The sequence below is a fragment of the Luteolibacter yonseiensis genome, from assembly GCF_016595465.1.
Taxonomy (GTDB): domain Bacteria; phylum Verrucomicrobiota; class Verrucomicrobiia; order Verrucomicrobiales; family Akkermansiaceae; genus Luteolibacter; species Luteolibacter yonseiensis.
Genome location: NZ_JAENIK010000001.1, coordinates 54,199 through 73,600, shown reverse-complemented (window position 1 = coordinate 73,600; position 19,402 = coordinate 54,199). Strand labels below are relative to the sequence as shown.

The 19,402-nt window shown below is 61.3% G+C and carries 16 protein-coding genes; 9 read left to right on the top strand and 7 right to left on the bottom strand.

The window, feature by feature from the left end:
* Window positions 1–253: 253 nt before the first annotated feature.
* Window positions 254–424, bottom strand: coding sequence for a zinc ribbon domain-containing protein (locus tag JIN84_RS00245; protein WP_200349002.1), 171 nt, complete (start codon window positions 422–424; stop codon window positions 254–256).
* A 465-nt stretch (window positions 425–889) separates the two neighbouring features.
* On the opposite strand from JIN84_RS00245, the gene JIN84_RS00240 reads away from it, so the two are divergent.
* The 3 genes from JIN84_RS00240 (at window position 890) to JIN84_RS00230 (ending at window position 3,110) form a co-directional block, all read left to right on the top strand.
* A complete protein-coding gene (locus tag JIN84_RS00240) occupies window positions 890–1,096 on the top strand; it encodes a YezD family protein (protein WP_200349001.1) in 207 nt (68 codons plus the stop codon).
* A gap of 178 nt (window positions 1,097–1,274) precedes the next feature.
* Window positions 1,275–2,021 carry a PTS sugar transporter subunit IIA gene (locus tag JIN84_RS00235; RefSeq protein WP_200349000.1) on the top strand — a complete coding sequence of 249 codons (747 nt, stop codon included), beginning with the start codon at window positions 1,275–1,277 and terminating at the stop codon, window positions 2,019–2,021.
* A gap of 66 nt (window positions 2,022–2,087) precedes the next feature.
* Window positions 2,088–3,110, top strand: coding sequence for a sulfate ABC transporter substrate-binding protein (locus tag JIN84_RS00230; protein WP_200348999.1), 1,023 nt, complete (start codon window positions 2,088–2,090; stop codon window positions 3,108–3,110).
* A 462-nt stretch (window positions 3,111–3,572) separates the two neighbouring features.
* Here the strand turns inward: JIN84_RS00230 and JIN84_RS00225 are convergent, their stop codons facing one another.
* Window positions 3,573–4,166 carry a hypothetical protein gene (locus tag JIN84_RS00225; RefSeq protein ID WP_200348998.1) on the bottom strand — a complete coding sequence of 198 codons (594 nt, stop codon included), beginning with the start codon at window positions 4,164–4,166 and terminating at the stop codon, window positions 3,573–3,575.
* A 614-nt stretch (window positions 4,167–4,780) separates the two neighbouring features.
* Here JIN84_RS00225 and JIN84_RS00220 point away from each other — a divergent pair.
* Window positions 4,781–5,314: a hypothetical protein gene (locus JIN84_RS00220; RefSeq protein WP_200348997.1), complete on the top strand. Its 534-nt coding sequence runs from the start codon at window positions 4,781–4,783 to the stop codon at window positions 5,312–5,314.
* Window positions 5,315–5,609: 295 nt separating this feature from the next.
* On the opposite strand, the gene JIN84_RS00215 is transcribed toward JIN84_RS00220, so the two are convergent.
* Window positions 5,610–7,211 (bottom strand): sialate O-acetylesterase, encoded by a 1,602-nt coding sequence (locus JIN84_RS00215; protein ID WP_200348996.1) that lies wholly within the window; start codon window positions 7,209–7,211, stop codon window positions 5,610–5,612.
* Window positions 7,212–7,728: 517 nt separating this feature from the next.
* Here JIN84_RS00215 and JIN84_RS00210 point away from each other — a divergent pair.
* Both JIN84_RS00210 and JIN84_RS00205 read left to right on the top strand, forming a co-directional pair.
* Window positions 7,729–9,675, top strand: a complete 1,947-nt coding sequence (locus JIN84_RS00210; protein WP_200348995.1) for a beta strand repeat-containing protein — start codon at window positions 7,729–7,731, stop codon at window positions 9,673–9,675.
* Window positions 9,676–9,748: 73 nt separating this feature from the next.
* Window positions 9,749–12,073 carry a vWA domain-containing protein gene (locus tag JIN84_RS00205; RefSeq protein WP_200348994.1) on the top strand — a complete coding sequence of 775 codons (2,325 nt, stop codon included), beginning with the start codon at window positions 9,749–9,751 and terminating at the stop codon, window positions 12,071–12,073.
* Window positions 12,074–12,171: 98 nt separating this feature from the next.
* Here JIN84_RS00205 and JIN84_RS00200 read toward each other — a convergent pair whose 3' ends face one another.
* Window positions 12,172–12,486: a hypothetical protein gene (locus tag JIN84_RS00200; protein WP_200348993.1), complete on the bottom strand. Its 315-nt coding sequence runs from the start codon at window positions 12,484–12,486 to the stop codon at window positions 12,172–12,174.
* A 292-nt stretch (window positions 12,487–12,778) separates the two neighbouring features.
* Between JIN84_RS00200 and JIN84_RS00195 the strand changes: the two genes are divergently transcribed.
* Window positions 12,779–13,273, top strand: a complete 495-nt coding sequence (locus JIN84_RS00195; RefSeq protein WP_200348992.1) for a hypothetical protein — start codon at window positions 12,779–12,781, stop codon at window positions 13,271–13,273.
* Window positions 13,274–14,394: 1,121 nt separating this feature from the next.
* On the opposite strand, the gene JIN84_RS00190 is transcribed toward JIN84_RS00195, so the two are convergent.
* Window positions 14,395–15,978 carry a cisplatin damage response ATP-dependent DNA ligase gene (locus tag JIN84_RS00190; RefSeq protein WP_200348991.1) on the bottom strand — a complete coding sequence of 528 codons (1,584 nt, stop codon included), beginning with the start codon at window positions 15,976–15,978 and terminating at the stop codon, window positions 14,395–14,397.
* Window positions 15,978–16,985 (bottom strand): ligase-associated DNA damage response exonuclease, encoded by a 1,008-nt coding sequence (locus JIN84_RS00185; protein ID WP_200348990.1) that lies wholly within the window; start codon window positions 16,983–16,985, stop codon window positions 15,978–15,980. The genes JIN84_RS00190 and JIN84_RS00185 overlap by 1 nt, the downstream gene beginning before the upstream one ends.
* Window positions 16,986–17,227: 242 nt before the next feature.
* Between JIN84_RS00185 and JIN84_RS00180 the strand changes: the two genes are divergently transcribed.
* The gene (locus tag JIN84_RS00180; RefSeq protein WP_200348989.1) at window positions 17,228–17,398 is read left to right on the top strand and encodes a hypothetical protein; all 171 of its coding nucleotides are present in this window, start codon (window positions 17,228–17,230) and stop codon (window positions 17,396–17,398) included.
* Window positions 17,399–17,853: 455 nt separating this feature from the next.
* Here JIN84_RS00180 and JIN84_RS00175 read toward each other — a convergent pair whose 3' ends face one another.
* Entirely contained in the window at window positions 17,854–18,129 is a 276-nt protein-coding gene (locus JIN84_RS00175; RefSeq protein WP_200348988.1) for a DUF892 family protein, read from the bottom strand.
* A gap of 363 nt (window positions 18,130–18,492) precedes the next feature.
* On the opposite strand from JIN84_RS00175, the gene JIN84_RS00170 reads away from it, so the two are divergent.
* A complete protein-coding gene (locus JIN84_RS00170) occupies window positions 18,493–19,386 on the top strand; it encodes a DUF6268 family outer membrane beta-barrel protein (protein ID WP_200348987.1) in 894 nt (297 codons plus the stop codon).
* Window positions 19,387–19,402 lie beyond the last annotated feature (16 nt).

Below are 19,402 nucleotides of genomic sequence, written 5' to 3'. Positions count from 1 at the left end.
CCACCTGGCACCACCTGGCACCACCTGGCACCACCTGGCACCACCTGGCACCACCTCGCACCGGCATCGACCTCTCACACGACCTCTCACACGACCTCTCACACAACCTCTCCTCACCGCCCGCTCCTCCACCGAGGGCTCCAGCATTGCAGTCTTCAGCACCAAAGGTGCGAAATGGGATAGCCCGGGACAACGTCCCGGGTCGAAATGGTACAGATAATCAAGTCCTGAAGGGACGCGATCAAGGCGGTTCTCAATCTCCCAATCCCTTCGCGTAAACATCATCCTCGGTAAAGACGATGATCATCGGACGGCAGCAGATCTCACAATCGTAGTCCACCTCCGCAGGCATCTCATCCGGATGCGGCATGGCCACTTCAAAAACTTCAAAACAGGTCGGGCAGGTGACTTCGGCGAGTTCCATGGGAAGATGCTGCGTCCGGACGGCTGAGGATGCAAGAGGCGAGGGAGGAGCCACCTTGCTGTCTTTTACGTTGGCTCCGCCCTCACTCTGCCCCCGATATTCCCGAGCTTCCTACGGGAATGTAGGATTTAGATGAGCCTCAACACGTTCGCCAAATCGAAATGCCGCGATCGTTGCGATTCCTCTGCATTTTATCATGACCACCACTGCGGAATCCTCCTCCGGGCTCGGATATTTGGATAATCGTATAATTCACAATACCAAACACATAGGGTTCACGGGGACTGCAATCCGGAAAATTTCCTTGAAACCCTCGTTTTAATTCCTACTAGTTAGTTCCAACAAGTTCATCCGCCTTTGAGCGAATGAGCCATCCGTGAGGATTATCTGGCATGCCACTCCGCCCTGAGAGCACAGACGACCGATGCCTGCGGGACATCCCCATTCAACATCATCCAAGACTCCATGAGCACCATCACCACCGAACAACCTTCCACCGAAGCTCCGAAACACGACTGGCTTGAAATCGTTCGCAAGAATGCCGCGAACCTCCGTTTCGGCTCGGTCCAGATCACCGTCCACGACGGACGCGTCACCCAGGTCGAGAGCATCGAGAAAACCCGCTTCGTCTCGCCACGCGAGGAAGCTCCCAAGCTGAAGACCGCATCCTGAGGCACCACGCCCACCGCATTCGAACGCCGACCGCACGACCGGAGGAAACGGACCATCAGCTCCCCGGCGTGCCGAGCGCGACGGGGCGGCTGATTCTTTTTCCGGAATGCCCGCACGGTCTCCGGACCGCCAGACAAGGCCTCCAGGCAAGACCGCCACACAACCAACCACACATTTCATGAGCACGGAAACAACGACACAATCTGAATACATCAACATCGGGCAACTCTCCAGCTATCTGGGCTGGTCGCCCCGCTTCATCGAGGGACTCGTCCGTGGCGAACACCTTCCCGGCCTCGAGGTGCAGGGACAATGCGTCTTCCGTCGTGACGACGTGGTGGACTGGCTGGAACAGAAGATCCAGACGCTGGACACCGCCCGCGTCACCGAACTGGAGGCGAAAATGGAATCCTCCCTGCTCGCGGACGGCACCTTCCGCACCACGCGTACGGACCGCCTGACGTCCCGCCTGCCGCTCAAGGGCATCGCCCTGGACGTGCCTGCCGCGAACAAGACGGAAGTGCTCCACGCCATCGCCACCACGGCGGAGGCCACCGGCCTGCTCTTCGACAGGGAACACCTGCTCACCTCGCTGGTGGACCGCGAATCCCTTTGTAGCACCGCCATGCCGGGCGGAGTCGCGCTCTGCCACCCCAGACGCCCCATCCCCTCCATCATCGAACGCCAGTTCCTCTGCCTCGTCCGCACCAGCGCTCCGGTGGACTTCGGCGCGGAGGACCAGGAAGGCACCTCCCTCTTCTTCCTTCTCGCCACCCCGGACGACAGGTCCCATCTCCACGGCCTGGCCCGCCTCGCCAGGATCCTCCAGGGCGGCACGCTGGACGCCTTGAAAGCCGCCGCCACCTCCGAGGACATCCTCGCGGCGCTCGCCGAAGCCGAGTCCAGAATCCAGATCAAGGATTGATCCACATTCCGGGGACTTGTTTCCCACCCACCCGCTTACCCGCCTCAACGGGCAGTCACCACCATCATGAAATCCAAGCTGTTCATCGTCCTCTCCGGAGCCGCGCTGCTCCTCTCGTCCTGCGGGAAAAACAAAGTCGCGGACGCCGGCACCAAACCGGTCTCCCTCCTGAACGTCTCCTACGATCCCACACGGGAATTCTACATCGAGGTGAACGACGTCTTCACCAAACAGTGGAAAAAGGACCACGGCCAGGATCTCCGGATCGACCAGTCCCACGGCGGCTCCGGCAAGCAGGCGCGGTCCGTCATCGACGGCATCGAGGCGGACGTCGTCACCCTCGCGCTCTCGCTCGACATCGACATGATCCACAAGGAGCGCGATCTCCTCCCGGCGGACTGGCAGAAAAAACTGCCGAACAACAGCAGCCCCTACACCTCCACCATCGTCTTCGTGGTGCGGAAGGGGAATCCCAAGGGCATCAAGGACTGGGGCGACCTCGTCACCCCCGGCACCCAGGTCATCACGCCGAATCCGAAGACCGGCGGAGCCCCGCGCTGGTGCTACCTCGCCGGCTGGGCATGGGGCAGGCGCGCCTTCAGCAACGACGAGGTGAAGGTGCAGGACTTCATCAAGAAACTCTACCAGAACGTGCCGGTGCTGGACAGCGGCGCGCGCGGTTCCACCACCACCTTCGCCCAGCGGAACATCGGCGACGTGCTGCTGTCATGGGAGAACGAGGCCCACCTCATCGAAAAGGAATTCCCCGGACAAACCGAGATCGTCTATCCGTCCATCAGCATCCTCGCCGAACCATCCGTGGCCGTGGTGGAGAAGAACACCGCGAAAAAAGGCACCACCGCGATCGCGAAGGCCTACCTCGACTTCCTCTACACCGAGGCCGGCCAGGACCTCGCCGGAAAACACTACTACCGCCCGCGCGATCCGAAGATCGCCGAAAAATACAAATCCATTTTCCCCGCCATCCAGCTCGTGAACATCGACGAGGAATTCGGCGGCTGGGTGAAGGCCCAGAAGACCCACTTCGCCGACGGCGGAATCTTCGACCAGATCTACGTGCCGAAGTAGGAACGGAACGTGACAGGTCCGGAGACAGGTCTGGAGGAAAGGGGCGGCATCATTTGCCGCCCCTTTTTTGTGTGTTGGGGAAGGAGCGGCGCTCAATGCCAACGGCAAAGTCACCCTCGCAGTTGGCAGGGCTTATATGCCTTAGGGGACGAGCGGCCTTATCGTCGCCCGCATCGGACCAGGATGATGACACGAGGGGTATCGATCCTCCGAACCGCCGCCCGGAGTTCAAGCTTCAGCTGACAGCGCCAGCTTGCTCTTTCACAAGCCTCCGCGAAGAGCACGCTGAAGCGCGAACTCCGGACTGATTCAAGGACTGCGATACCGGTCCCGGAGTCGACAACGATTTCAACTGCCGACAGCCCTGTCCTACAACGGCACCCGGGAACGCGAACGCATCCTCCCCTGTCTTACAGACGGCCCGGAGTTGGCACTTTGGCTGACAGCGCCAGCTTGGAAACTTCAATCATCCCAACCCACCCCGAAATTCAACAATGGATATTCCCGCCATCTTCTCGCCACCTCATCACGACCGAGCCGCTCCAGATACTCCGCCGCGCTCGACCATTTCCATTGATCCCACTTCTTAACATGACCGTGTTTCACCGGATTATGATGAACGTAGTGGATCGCGGCCACATGATGGGCATCGGTGGAAATCCGACGCTCCATGGTGTTGAACCAGACTTTCCGTCCCCTCGTATTGTCCTCACCATTCCACTGGAACGAAGTACGGCCATGGAGTTTTCCGAGTCCAGCCAAGAGCAAACGGCTGGATTTCACGATTACCAACGCATGATAGTGATTCGGCAGCACTACCCATGCGTCAATCCGTTCGGAGTGTTCTTGCAAGACTTGTAGCAGATCGGATGAAAAATCGTCCAAACGCTGTTCGCACGTCCCGATCCATGCCCGATGCTCGTAACAGGTAGAGGTGACCAGATAGACTCCGGTTCCATCCGGATGATGAGGACTGTGTTTGGGACGTCGCTGGCGCTTGCGCACCTCAAGTGTTTCCAACCGCTGTTCAGGCGTGGATTTTCTCCAGCGATACATGAATGATGGATAACTGGATAAGGGTGAAAGAGCAAGCTGAAGCTTGAACTCCGGGCGGCCTGCAAGACTGGTTCGGATGCGTTCGCGTTTCTGGATGTAGCCTGTCGGAGATGGCTGTCGTCCGTCCAAACCGCTGCCGAGATCAGGGTAATCATCGCAGTCCTTGAATCGGTCCGGAGTTCGCGCTTCAGCGTGCTCTTCGCGGAGGCTTGTGAAAGAGCAAGCTGAAGCTTGAACTCCGGCCGGCACTCTTCTGGATCAACCCTCCGTGGTTTCTCGGCATCTGGCTGGATGCTTTCAATCATTACAATATTGCGCAAATTACCATTATTTACTTGCACACCCTCACCGCGAAGCTATTTTTCCGCCGTCGCAAGCAAATCGACGGTACGAGCCGAGTTCCTGCTACCCAAGCGTGATCCTTTTCAGCCCTTACCAATCATGTTGATTTCCAGCCATCGTCCGGTTCCGGCGTTCCGTCATTGGGACAGCCGCTGTTGACTCCGCGTCCATCCGCGTGATCCCCGCTTCCCGGTTTTCTACCGGAAAGCTCCCCTGCCCCACGGCCACCGCCACGGGGCGGTTTCCATCAACCTTCCACCTTTTCCCAGACGATGCACCTTCCCACACCACAATTCTCACGGCTGATCGCCGTCCTCGCCTTCGACCTCAACAACCCTTCGCTCGATTCCCTTTTCGTCGCGTGGGATCATATCTCCGCCCGTTATCTGAACCGCTTGAAAAGCCGGAACGAGTGGTCCGACGAGATCGAGTCCATCCGCCTGCTCGCCATCCATGACGCGGTGATCTCCATCCTCGGCCGGGGCACCGGATTCATCTTCAACGAACGCTCGACCGGCACCACCCTTGCCGCCGCGCTGGCCGCCACCGCCCAGGCATCCCACGACATCCTCGTGAGCGTGTTCAACTCGCCGCAGGACGTGGCAGACCTCGGTGACAACCTGGAGGAAAGCCTCTCGCTGATTTCCGGCACGGCGGAAAAGGCGGTGGGATCCGCGACCGGTTCCGCCAGCGCCTCGGCCTTCCTGAAGACGTTCGGCCCCATCGATGTGACGCGCGGGACGATCCGTTTCCGCGACAACCGTTCCTTTCCTCCGGCCTTCGACGAGCTTCTCCGCTCCGCCTGATCCCATCTCCACGGAAACCCGTGGCAAACCCTGGCCCGAGGCCCATCCGACGCCCGGTCCGTAACTTCGGCCGGCGGCTCCGGCCAGCGGCTTCGGCCCAGGGTTGTTTCCGGCGCGTGATCAATCCACCGCCTATCTTTTTATAGAAACGGCGGAGTATCATTGTATATCATCCGCATTCCTGATCCGACGGCATGCCATGTCCATCAGACATATATCTTTACCTGTGTTCGGAGCGCGTTCATCTCGAACGCCGCGCGCGGTGGACATGCTGTCCGGCGCCACCGCTGGCCAGCTACTCACCGGATGGATTCCGCATCCCGCGTTCTTCGGTCGGTCCGGGCCAGTCATCGCTTCGGAACGGGGCGGCGGGCAGGCCGTTTTTATTATATAAATCGCAGATGGGGCTGTCCGCCCATGCATATCGGACGGCCACGGGTGAAGGGACAAGCCCGCTGCGCACCGTGATCCTGCCTCCTTCGACAACCGCCTCGGCGGGGTGGAACCTACGGTCCTCACCGGCGAGGAAAAATCCGCTGATCTTTTCCCCTGCCGCCGCTTGGAGGCCATCCCCGATGTTCTGAAACTCCACGGTGGCGGCGCCATCATGAAACGCCGCCCCGGCGAATGTCGGTCCCGATGAAACGACATCGCGTTTGTAGGCGGTTTTCAAGGCGGCGAGGGCGGCGCGTTTCCCCACATCCCGCTTGTTCACCGGATGCAGTTCCTCCGATGGCACGGCGGTGTCGATCAATACGGCGAGCGCGCAATGGGGAACCTCGCGGGCCACCCGGGCCTGTGCTTCCCGCAGCTCCGCCCACGATCCGGGAATGATGCGGTCCGCCTGGAAATTCGGAAGTTGGGCGATGACGAACGGCAGGTCCTCCTTTTGCCAAGCGCTCCGCCATGAGGTGATAAGTCTCGCCAACAGCGGACGATATTGATAGGCGCGCTGCGCGTTCGTCTCCCCCTGATACCAGAAAACCCCTTTCACCGCCTGTGGGGTGATGGGGTGGATGAGGTTGTTGTAGAGTGAGGAAAACCGCGGCTCGACCTCCTCCCATTTTTTCGGAGCGGGGTTCTTGCGGGGCTCGGGCCGCCCTTCGGTCCGGGCGGTGGCGGCTTCTTTTTCCCACCCTTTGAGATAGGTCTGGTGATAGTTCAGGCGGAATTCGTATTCCTGCTGGTAAGCCCGGAAGAGATCGAGCGGCGGGTCCGCCTTCAGCGCGGCGGCGGGTGTCCAGTTCTCCGCCGGGGTGCCGCCGACCGCCGCCAGGACCAGGCCGATGGGCACGCCGGTCTCGCGGTGCAGGTCGCGCCCGAAATAATAAGCGGCGGCGGAGAAATTTTTCACGGATTCCGGAGAACACGCCGCCCACTTTCCCCGGCAGTCGGTCCCCGGTTGTTTTCCGGACGCCTTGCCCAGCACATTGACCCGGAACAAACGGATCTGCGGATGATCGGCCTTGGCCGCTTCGGCAGGGCCGTCCTCCGCACGCGCCAGGCTCATCTCCATGTTCGACTGTCCGGAGCAGACCCACACATCTCCCGCCAGCACATCCTTGAGGACGATTTCGTTCCTGCCGGAGATCTTGATCTCCGGGACGGGTCCGGCGGGAAATCCCGGCAGCGTCACGCTCCAGCTCCTGTCATCGCCTCCCCTGGCGGTTCCGGCCTCGTTGCCGCCGATGCGGACCACGACCTCTTCACCCGGATCCGCCCACCCCCGGAGGTTCACCGGCTCGTCCCGTTGGAGCACCATGCCGTCGCCGAACAACGAAGGCAGCCGGACGTCCGCCAGAGCGGAGCCAAAGCAGCCCCCGACCAGTGTGGCAAGGTGGAGGAGCCGCAGCGCGCCTGCGGGAAATCGGAGTGAGGAATGTCCTGTCATCGGCATGGAAACGTCATCGGCGGGATTACAACGACGCCGCCGCTCCATGGATATGAAAAAAAATTCCGATGTCGCGTCCGACCGCGATTCGATCCCGAAACCACCCCACTTGTCCCCGGGCAGGCTCCGGTCCCGAAACCAAACCCTTGTTTTATAAGCATTCCATCCATTCCACCATTATCAAATCACTAATCTATCATGTCCGAATCGGAACAAAAGCATAACTCTCTAACACATTCATGGCCGCACCCCCGCCGGATGCCTCCGTTTCAATTTGACGGACCGTCAGGACATCTGATTGAGTGTCGTCGTGATTCGGAATCCAGATCCCTAAATAGGGAATGGAGGCCCCGCCGCCGCAGCCAACACTGGCAGCCGGACAGTCGGGAGATGCCACGGATCCGCACAGCATCCCGTTATTGCTGCAGCCTGTCAAAAAACGACAGCGCTCCACCGATCCCATATGTCGCGCGCCGGACATATCGATCCGGCGCGTCCCTTAACAACAAGTCCAACAACCTACATGAAATCCAAAAATCAACGCCTCCGCCTGTTCGCCGCCATCAACCTGACGGTGACGGCCCTCGCCCTGACTCCTGCGGCGCTGCACGCCGCCGCCACCCTTGATTCCAACGACACCTTCATCACGACAGGTGCGGTGGACGGCAATGTCATCCTTCCCGGGGATCTGAGCGTGGTGAGGGGCATCGACCTCGGGGCGACGGCGTCCACGGCCCTGCAGATCGACTACACCGGAACCTCCACGCGCATCGCCGCCTTCGGCATCACCGAGACCGGAGGCGCCTTCCTATGGAAGGACAACACCGCCGGTGCCGGGAGAAACAAGCTGTCGCTGGGCTCCGCCAACGACCTCACCCTTTACAAGGCGGACGGCACCACGACCGGCATCCTTCTGGCGCCCGACGCTGGCACCCTCACCTTTCCGGCGAGCGGCGGCAGCATCAAGTTCGGCTCGGTCACGGCGTTGAGCGCGAACAGCAGCGGAGCGCTGTCCTTCCCGGTCGCACCGGCCTTCACCAGCGGGCTCGAGGTTTCGGGCGGCCAGCTGCAGGTGACCGCCACCACCGCCTCCACCTCCTCCACCACGGGAGCCGTGACGATCGCGGGCGGACTGGGAGTGGCCTCGGATTCCTATATCAATGGAGTCAGGGTCGGAAGAGGCGCGGGCAACGTGGCGGAAAACACCGCGCTCGGAAATCTCGCGTTGTCATCCAACACCACGGGGACCAACAACGTCGCGAGCGGCAACAGGGCGCTCCAGGCCAACACCACCGGCACCAGCAACTCCGCGACCGGACACCAGGCGCTCTATCTCAACACCACGGGATCCTACAACGCGGCCCACGGGACCTTCGCGCTGTTGTTCAACTCCACGGGTTCCTATAACTCCGCCTTCGGACCGCAGGCGCTCCGCAACAACACCTCGGGAGCCTCCAACACCGCGACCGGATTCAGCGCCCTCAACTCCAACACCACCGGCAACTACAACCTGGCGAACGGGGCTCAGGCCCTCTACTTCAACTCCACGGGTTCCGGGAACTCCGCGATCGGATATCAGTCGCTCTTCTCCAACACCACCGGCTTGAACAACTCCGCAACCGGATACCAGACCCTCTACCTCAACAACACCGGCAGCTACAACACCGCGTCCGGCTACCAGGCCCTCACCGCCAACACGAACGGCAGCAACAACGCCGCGGACGGCTTCAGGGCCCTCTACTCCAGCACCACGGGCAGTTGGAACGCCGCGTTCGGTTCACAGGCGCTTTATTACAACACCACCGGCGCCAACAACACCGCGACCGGCTACCAGGCCCTCAACGCCAACACCGAGGGTTATTCGAACTCCGCGAACGGTGCCTTCGCCCTCGCCAGCACCAACACGGGCGATTACAACTCCGGGACCGGATATTTCGCCCTCAGATACAACACCACGGGTAACAACAACTCCACGATCGGGACCTATGGCCTCGTATTCAACACCACGGGGAGCAACAACTCCAGCCTGGGCTATTCCTCCGGTTGGAACAACACCACCGGCAGCCTCAACGTCTTCATCGGTGCCAACGCCGGCATCTACCAGTCCAACGGCTCGACAGCCCTCACCGACCCCGAGAGCAGCGTGTATATCGGAGCCAACGTCCGCGGTAGGAACAACAACGACAACAACTCCATCGTGATCGGTGCGAACGCCATCGGCGATGGTGCGAACACCACCGTCGTCGGAAACACCGCGACGGAGAAATCCAAGGTGTTCGGGGAAACCACGGTCGTCAACAATCCGTGGAAAACCCGCGCGACGGGTGTTTCCCCGCTGGCCGACCCGACCGCTTCCGCCAATGACAGCGGCGGCAACGCGCTGGTGGTCGACGGCCACGCCGTGCTGAACGGAAAGGTCACGCTGAGCGAACGGCAGGGCGACATCCTGATGGGAATCTTCGGCAACTGATCGACACCCGGAAGGCATCCGGGGCGAACGGGCAACCGCACCGCCGCCCTCCAACACCCACCTTTTCCATTCAATGATTGGTAAAAACTTTTTCCCAAGCTTCCGGCGCCCGCGCGGCCACCGTGAACGCACCGGCCCTGCCAAGGGCCTCCACACCACGGGCAGGATCCTCGCGATCCTCCTCGCCTCCGTCTCCCTGTCCCATGCGGCGGATCCGCCGTGGTGGACGAGGGCCGAGGACTACACCGACATCATCGACCCGTCCGCGTCGCACGCCGTGAGTGAGAACTACGCGCCGGTGAACGTCGGACAGCTCAAGAATGTCGCGTTGAAAGCCCGGCAATATCTCCAGACCTATCTTCCCGGCGGCCCCGGGGACGAGGTGGACACGCTCGTCGACGGGTTCTACTCGACGACGGAATCCGAGGACAACTACGCGCCCGCGAACCTGGGCCAGGTGAAGGCCGTGGCCAAGCCGTTCTACGACCGCCTGAAGGCCGCCGGATACGACACGAGGCAGAACCTCATCAACCAGGGCTATCCCTCCGGCTGGACTTCGGATTATCCGTGGCTGCCCACCACGCCTGTCGCGGAGAACTACGCCGCGGCGAACCTGGGACAGCTCAAGGCGGTGTTCAGCTTCGATATCTGGGGGCGGATTTTCTTCGGCCCCCACGAGGAGTTCATTCCGGCGAACGGTTATGAGACCTTCTTCGTCAAGGGGACCGACGCCACCGGAACGGCCATCGACCTGTCCGGCACCACTTGGAGCCTGAGCGGTGGCGGGACCATCTCCCCGGGCGGACAGTACGGTTACTTCACCTCGAACGGAGCCACCGGAACCTTCACGGTCACCGCGACGAGCGGACCGCACAGCGCCCAGACCTCGGTGACGGTTTACACTCCCGTGCTGACCACGCTGACGGCCACCACCGACACGCCGGTGATCCCTCCTTCCGGAAGCACCTATGTCCAGGCCTACGGTTACGACCAGCACGAACACTCGTTCGACATCTATTCCGGGACCACGTGGTCGGTCAGCGGCGGTGGAACCATCACCCCCTATGGCGACTCCGCGAGCTTCACCTCGAACGGCACGTTGGGCACCTTCACCATCACCGCCACCCATGGCGCGAAAGTGGCCACCACCACGGTCACGGTCGCCGCACGGGTGCTCGACAGGCTGGAGATCGACCAATCACCGGCGACCCTGCTGGTGCCGGCCGCGGGCACGCAACTGCCGTTCACCGTCAGTTATTACGACCAGTTCGGCAGCACCATCGCCCCCTCCGCGGTGACGTGGAGTGTCTCCGGCGGCGGGACGATCAACACGGGCACCGGCCTGTTCACCTCGAACGCCACGCCCGGCACCTACACCGTCACCGTCGCAAGCGGAAGCATCAGCCACTCGACGGATCTGACGGTGATCACCTCCCTGCCCGCCCTCACGGGTCTGGCGGCCGAGGGGCGCTACCAGCGTGTCGTCCTGACGTGGGATGCCTTCGGGCTCGAATGGGGGACCTCCTTCGACCACTACAACATCTACCGCTCGACGTCCGCCACCGGACCGTTCACGGACGTGGGGGACAACCTCAACCGCACCCCTTACGGAGCGGTGGACCGCGGGCTGACCAACGGCACGACCTACTGGTATTACGTCACGGTGGTCCTCAAGGACAACTGGGGTCATAAGGTGGAGTCGGCGCCGTCGGACATCGTTTCCGCGACACCGATCGATCTCCCGGTCATCGGGCCGATGGACGTCGCGTTCGTTCTCGACAACACCGGATCGATGTCCGGAGCGATCAACAACATCCGGGCGGAACTCCAGGACATCATCGGCGACATCGACGTTTCCTCGGGCCACAACTACCGCCTCGCGCTGGTGACTCCGGACACGGAGGGATCCAACAAGAGGGTTCTCTTCGCATCGCTGAACGGCACCGCCTTCACCACCGCGCTGAACGCCATTACCGCCGGCGGTGGAGGCGGCACACCGGAAAGCACGGACGTCTGCCTGAAGCATATCCTGAACGTCTCGAACGGATTCAGCACGCCCTTCCGCAGCACCGCCACCAAGGTGGTGATCCTGATCACGGACGCCCTCCCGAGCGGTGGAAATGATGTGTTCGTGGAGGATGAGACGCTCACGAACGTGGCATCGGACGAATACCAGGCACACCAGCTCGCGCTCCAGGCGCAGACGCTTGGAGTGCGGATCGGCGCGGTGGCCGTGCAGGACGGAGCCATTCCGGAACCGTTCTACCGCATCATGCACGACTACTATGCGGCCATCACCGCTCCGCCCGGCAAGGACCCCATCTACCATGAGGTTCCCTCCGATGGAACGGGAGCCGCCGCCGCGGTGCTTGACGTGATCGAGCAAGGCGCGCCCTGATTGCCCTGATTGAAAACCACACGATCCCACGCGCCGGCACACGGGCGCGTGGGATTCATCGTTTCATGGGTCGGCGATCATGGGTCGCCGCCTTTCCCTCATCGCCGGCTTTTCACACAAAGTCCCGCGATGACTCCCATTCCAAGGCACATCGCGATGGAGCGCACCGGGCTGGAGCTGATGCGTTCACCGATGGCCGAATCGAGCCGGCCGCACCAGTAACCCGGTTCCGTGGGTTTCCTCGATTTCCACGAGGTGTGGTCCCGCCGTGAAACCGCCCCGAAAATCCCCCTGGATACCTGCCCGACCGATGCGGGGATTTCCTCAAGGGAATGAAGCACCTGTTGCCCGGTGCCTTGGACTGTCCGCCGTGTCGGATCGACGGCTCCGCTTGTTTCTGATTGATCTGCCATGAACCGCCTTTCGCAGGCGGAATGCCAACCGCAGGATGATCGGTGGCCCGGCAGGCGGGTGAATGGATGTGCCCGCCACTTGTTATCTGTTCCGGGCTTCGTGACATCGTGGCCGGTTCCGCGCCGGATGCCATTCTGCAACAGATCCATGCGTAATGCACGTGGCGGGACCATCGCGACCCACGGCAGCGGAATCTCCGAAGGGTGGTTTTTCCCTGATGAAACCAAGGGTCCTTCGTGGCACCAGGTGCGGCGGAACCGATGGTGTGGCGCTTGCTGGATGGATATCACCATGAAAACAGAAAACCTGAATCAAGACCCATCACAGACACAGAAGAGCGCGAACAGGGATCCGATCACCGGCGAGCCGGGTTCCCATCCGGTCGGCACCGGCGTGGGCAGCGCCAGCGGAGCGGCGGCCGGGGCCGTGTTGGGAGCGACGGCGGGACCGGTGGGGATGGCGGTGGGCGGAGTGCTCGGAGCCATCGCGGGCGCGGCCGCCGGACATGCCGCCGGCGAAGTCATCGATCCGACCGCGGAGGATGCCTACTGGAAGGAGAACTACCGGAACGAACCATATTATAACTCCGCCTATGATTATGAGGACTACGGCCCCGCCTACCGTGCCGGCTACGAGGGATATGAAAACAGCGACGGTGGTGCCTACGAAGGAACCGAACCGGAACTCGCCCGTGCCTGGGCGGAGAAATATCCCAATTCCCGGCTGGCGTGGGAAGACGCCCGCCCCGCCGTCCGCGCCGGATGGAGCCGCGTGGACCGGGTTTGAAAACCCGCGCGGCCGATGCGCGGCTGTCGACGCACGGTGACCAACGACATTGGCCGACGCACATTGGCCGACGCACATTGGCCGGTGAACATTGGCCGGTGAACATTGGCCGGTGAACATTGGCCGATGAACATTGGCCCACGAACATTGACCGATGAACATTGACCGATGAACATTGACCGATGAACATTGGCCGGTGAACGTTGACCGGTGAACATTGGTAATGGAAGAAGCGTTTGATTCCAGCACCAACGGTGCGACATGAGACAGCCCAGGGTAAGCGCAGCGCAACCCTGGGTGCCTCTCATATCTAACAAGTCCTGAAAGGACGGCATCCTTGGAGCCCGCGCGCCATTGATTGCGTCCCTTCAGGACTTCATGTCTTGTCGAACGGCAACCCAGGACGTTGTCCCAGGCTATCACATTGCGTACCGTGGATTTTAGCACCCACCGTGGATTCCAGCACCAACGGTGCGACATGCGACAGCCCAGGGTAAGCGCAGCGCAACCCTGGGTGCCTCCGCCCATATCTAACAAGTCCTGAAAGGACGGCATCCTTGGAGCCCGCACGCCATTGATTGCGTCCCTTCAGGACTTCATGTCTTGTCGAACGGCAACCCAGGACGTTGTCCTGGGCTATCACATTGCGCACCGTGGATTTTAACACCCACCGTGGATTCCAGCGCCAACGGTGCGACATGAGACAGCCCAGGGCAAGCGCAGCGCAACCCTGGGTGCCTCCGCCCATATCTAACAAGTCCTGAAAGGACGGCATCCTTGAAGCCCGCGCGCCATTGATTGCGTCCCTTCAGGACTTCATGTCTTGTCGAACGGCAACCCAGGACGTTGTCCTGGGCTATCACATTGCGCACCGTTGGTGCTGAAGAGTCCATTGCGTCCATCGGTGCATGCCCCGATCCCCGATCCCCGATCCCCGATCCACCATCCCGATCCACCATCCCGATCCCGATCCCGATCCCGATCCCGATCCCGATCCCGATCCCGATCAACGATCAACGATCAACGATCAACGATCCACGATCCACGATCCACGATCCACGATCCACAATCCACAATCCACAATCCACAATCCACGATCAACGATCCACGATCCACAATCCCTACCCCTCCCCGGACACCATCTTTTCCAACGTCTCCAACTGGTCCGCCTCGCCCGCCGGTTTGTCCCAGCGGATGCGGCTGACGCGTGGAAACCGGAGGGACACGCCGGACTTGTGGCGTGTCGAACGCGCCACGGAGTCGAAGGCGAGCTCGAACACGAGTGTCTTCTCCACCTCCCTCACCGGACCGAAGCGGCCGATGGTGTTGTTGCGCACCCAGGTGTCGATCTTCCTCAGCTCCTCGTCGGTGAAACCGGAGTAGGCCTTGCCGACCGGAAGAAGTTCGCCGTCCCGCCAGCAACCGAAGGTATAGTCGGAATAGAAGCTGGACCGTTTGCCGTGGCCGCGCTGGGCGTACATCATGACGGCATCGACCACCAGCGGGTCGCGCTTCCATTTATACCATAAACCTTTCGGCCGCCCCGAGACATAGGCGCTGTCCTTCCGTTTCAACATCAGCCCCTCGATGTAGGGAATGTCGACGCGGTTCGACCTGCGCCTCAGTTCGTCGAGCTGCTGTTGGTCGAGGACCTCCAGGCTTTCGGAAACATGCATGTGGTTGATCGGGTGTTTTTCCCACCACGCGGTCAGCCTCTCACGGCGTTCGGTATAACTGCGGCCGCGAAGATCCTCCCCCTCGAGGAAGAGCGCGTCGTAGACGATCACATAGGCCGGGTAGCGCTCGATGAGTTTCTTGTCCGGCTTCTTGCGGTTCAGGCGCTGTTGAAGATCGTTGAACGAGCCGATGTTCCCGCCGGTGCGGACGAGCAGCTCGCCGTCCAGCACGGCGTTGAAGCGGATCCTTTCGAGAAGGTCGGGAAAGGCATGGCTGATGTCGTCGCCGGTGCGGGTGAAGATGGCGGAACCCTTGTCGTTCGAGATCAGTTGCACGCGGATGCCGTCGTATTTCCACTCGGCGGCATAGTCCCGGAACTCCAGCTTCTCCCCGCCGAGCGGATGGGAAAGCATGACGGGGACGAAGTTGACGCTTTCCTCCGCCTGCGGTTTTTCCGCCGCGCCCTCCAGCCACCGGAACAACGCGACATACGGAGGCCGCTGGCTGTGCCAGATCTCCTCGATCTCATGGACATCCCTGCCGCCGAACTCCGCGAGCACCTTCTTCGCGAAACGGGCGGTGACGCCGATGCGCAGGCCTCCCGTTCCCAGTTTCAACAATGCCCAGCGCTCGGTGGGCGTGCAGTTGTCCAGCAGGGTGGAGAGATAGAGCCTTATCTCCTCCTTGTTCATCGCTTGGAAATTTCCGACCAGTTCGGCGAGTGTCGGCAGGCGTTCGAGGCGGACCATGTCCGGGGCCGGGGTCCACAGATGGGCGACGGTTTCCGACATCTCGCCCACGTAGTCGTATGACATCTCCACCAGCACGGGGTCCGCACGGGTGAACATCAGTTCCTTGATGAGGCCGCGCTTGAGAAAATTGAAATCGAGGGTCTCGGCGATCGCGGCCAGGGCATATCCCCGGTCCGGATCGGGGGTGTTCGCGAAATAATCCTTCAGCAGCACGGCCTTGGAAAGATTGCTGTGCGTGTAGAACAGCCGGTCGATCAGTTTGGCGAATTCCTTCATCAGTCGTTGTCCTCCTCTTCGTAACCCACCAGCCGGAGGGAGCGGGCCTTGATGCCCTTTTGTTCGAGCGCGTGCGTCAGCGCGTCCTCGCGGCCATGGGTGATCCATACCTCCCGCGCCTTCACATCATCGACGGTTTGCAGCAACTCGTCCCAATCCGCATGGTCGGAGATGACCAGCGGCAGTTCGATGAGCTTCTGCTTCGCGCGCCCGCGGATCTGCATCCAGCCGCTGGCATTGCACGGCAGCACGTCCGGCAGGCTCCTGGCCCAGCGGTCCGCGAGAGCGGACGGCGGGCAGAGCACGATCTCGCCACGCAGGATCTTCTTGTCGATCGAGGAAATGGGAATGGTCTCGCCGAGATCCACCCCGTGCCTGCGGTAGAGTTCGCACAACCTGACCAAGGCACCGTGCAGATAGACGGGTTTCACATATCCCTGCTCCCGCAGCTCCATGATGACACGCTGGCACTTGCCGAGGGAATACACGCCCACCGCATGGCACCGTTCGGGAAAAAGCCGCAGGGATTTGACCAGTTTCGCGATCTCGCTCTCTGTCGTGGGATGCCGGAACACCGGCAGGCCGAACGTCGCCTCCGTGATGAAGACATCGCACTCGGTGACCTTGAACGGCGCGCAGGTCGGATCGCGGCGGCGCTTGTAGTCGCCGGAGACCACCACCCGCGTGCCGTCGTGCTCGATGACGACCTGCGCGCTGCCGAGCACATGCCCGGCGGGCTCGAACCAAAGGGTGACATCCCCGATCCCGAATTTCTCACCATAGGGAACCGGGTGCATCTCCCTCGCGCAGTCCTCGCCGTAGCGGGTGCGCATGATGTCCGCGGTGATGGGGGTGACGAACACGCGGTCATGTCCCGCGCGGGCGTGGTCGGCATGGCCATGGGTCACGACGTTGGTGGCGACCGGGCTCATCGCGTCGATATGGAAATCCCCGGGCGCGCAATACAGCCCCTCGGGAACCACCTTGAGCCACTTGTTCGCATTCATTCCCATCGCCCTTCTGGTTCCGCGTGCCGGCGTGATGTGTCAAGCGGGCGGGTGAAGAAAATCCCATTATTGTACAAGACTGGATACCTGGCGATCCGTTGCAAAAAGCATGTTCGCATTCCCCTGCGCACGACACGCCTTACCCATAACTCATGAGATTCCCATAACTGCGTTGGGAACAACTCCTGCTCGGAAAAATGGCGGACCGATCCGTGTCCGCCAACAAACCAAACCACAAACTCATGAAAACACTCATCACCTCCACCGCCACGATGTTTGCCGTGGCCACCGCGCTCACCTTCATGTCGACCAGCTGTGTCGACCGTGCCGGAGAACCGGGTTCCCGCATGTTCGGAAATCCCAAGACCCAGTCCACCCAGACCACCGGCAAGAAGCCCAGCGACGGTCGCTGAGGAAACTCCGGTAGAACGAAAAATCCGCAGCGGTCACGAAGGTGGCCCTGCGGATTTCTTTTATGCTGGTGTTTGAAGTGCCGAAAAACATTTCCGAAACGGGTGCGGCGACGGCCCTCCAAACCGCTGCCGGAGTTCAAGCTTCAGCTGACAGCGCCAGCTTGCTCTTTCACGAGCCCCGGGAGTGGTTCGGAACAGCATCCTGAAGCTGGAAGATCGGGCGAAGGTGAAAGAGCAAGCTGAAGCTTGAACTCCGGACAGCGCCAAGGATCCGCAAGTCGTATGGAGTATCGGAAACAACTTCTGGCAAACAATCCATATCTCCGCCAGTCGGCCCGGTCGTTCGCAAAATAGCCAAAAAAACGGTGACCGCAGGATCACCGTTTTTTTCTCAGAAGAGAGTCGTCGACCGGATCAGTGTGACCCGGGCATGCGGCTCCCGCGGCATTCCGTTTTCAAGCGGCGTATACAAGATCGAGATCGTCGATGGCTTCCTCATCTTCCTCGTGAACGCTTTCGGCGGAGGCGATTTCAAGAAGATACGAGAACTCCTGGAGCCGCTCGAGGTGCGATCGTGTTTCCTCAAGGTGGGCTTCGAAAGCAGCGACAAGTTCGGTATAGGAAGCCGCCTGGGCCAACTTTGGCAAACCCTTGATCAGTTGGGTTTCCGCGCTGTAGAGATCCTGGATTTCGGCTGCGAGAATGTCTTCGAGAGAGTTGGGATTGAACATGATGTGAGTTGGTTTTTTGTTGTCGTTGCATGGTTATTCGCAGGTGGAATGCCAAGCCGCCCCCGCACGGTGCCAAATCCCGCCACAGCGTGGCGCGGGTGGCTTTTTTCGCGGGAAATCGAGTGGTTTGAGGCAGGGATGTCCGGCTCATCCGCATGCCTCGCGTGGTCGGAAATCGCGGAAGCATCGCGTTTCGCACTGATGCGCGGCAAAAAGCAACCCGCGTGGCTCCCTGTATGGACCGCCCCCCGGCAGCCCCCGCAAGGGCGCTCATCCCCGTGCGGAGCCGTTCGTCCCCGCGTTCCACCCGCTGGTCATTTTCGCTTCAGCGGAAGGGGCGGCGGGGCGGCTAGGATGCGCCCGATGAAATCAAAACCGATATCGAAGTTGCTGGGATTCACCGCGGGCCTGACCCTCGTTTCCGCCGGAGCGCTGCGGGCGCAGCCGCCGCAGGAACGCTACTCGATCATGCTGGGAGGGAGCGTGACGGGTTCCGGGGACGCGGAGTATTCCGGAGACAAGCTCGGCGAGGTGGAGACCGCGCGCTACAGCGTCGAGGCAAGCCACATGATTCCCGTGGGCGAACAATGGATGTTCGAGGCGGGGCTGGGTTACAACCTCCTGCAAACGGACCAGAGCGCCGGCGCCCCGCTGGTCCCGGAGGACCTCACCAAGTTCGCCGTGAACCTGCGGGCGATATGGCGTCGTGACGACGAGTGGTCGGTGCTCGCGAGCATTTCGCCGGGCTTCTACGGCGACGACGAGGTGGATGTGTCCGACGGCCTCAACGTCCCGCTGATGGTGCTCGGAAAATGGCAGAAGACCGAAAACCTGTCGCTGGCGCTGGGGGTGAGGGTGGACGTTTTTTCAGAGATGCCGGTCCTGCCGGTGTTCGGAGTGGAATGGAAGATCAACTCCGAGTGGCAGCTCGCGCTGGGCGCGCCACGCACCGAGCTGAGGTACCAATGGAACGAACATCTCTCGCTCTACGGCGGCGCGGCACTCGAAGGGGAATCCTATGCGGTGGACAATCCGTCGCTGGTGACCGCCTCCGGCCGCAGCATGGGCGACACCTATTTGTCCGAGATGGAAATCCGGGCGGTGGCGGGCTTCGAATACCGGTTCGACACCGGAGTGACGTTGAACGTCGAGGGCGGCTACTCCTTCGGGCGCGAGTTCGATTATTATGACAAGGACGTGAAGCTCGAGGTCGATCCGGCGGCGTTCGGCGCGGTGTCGGTTTCCTTCGATTTCTGAGCGCGTGGCACCGCAA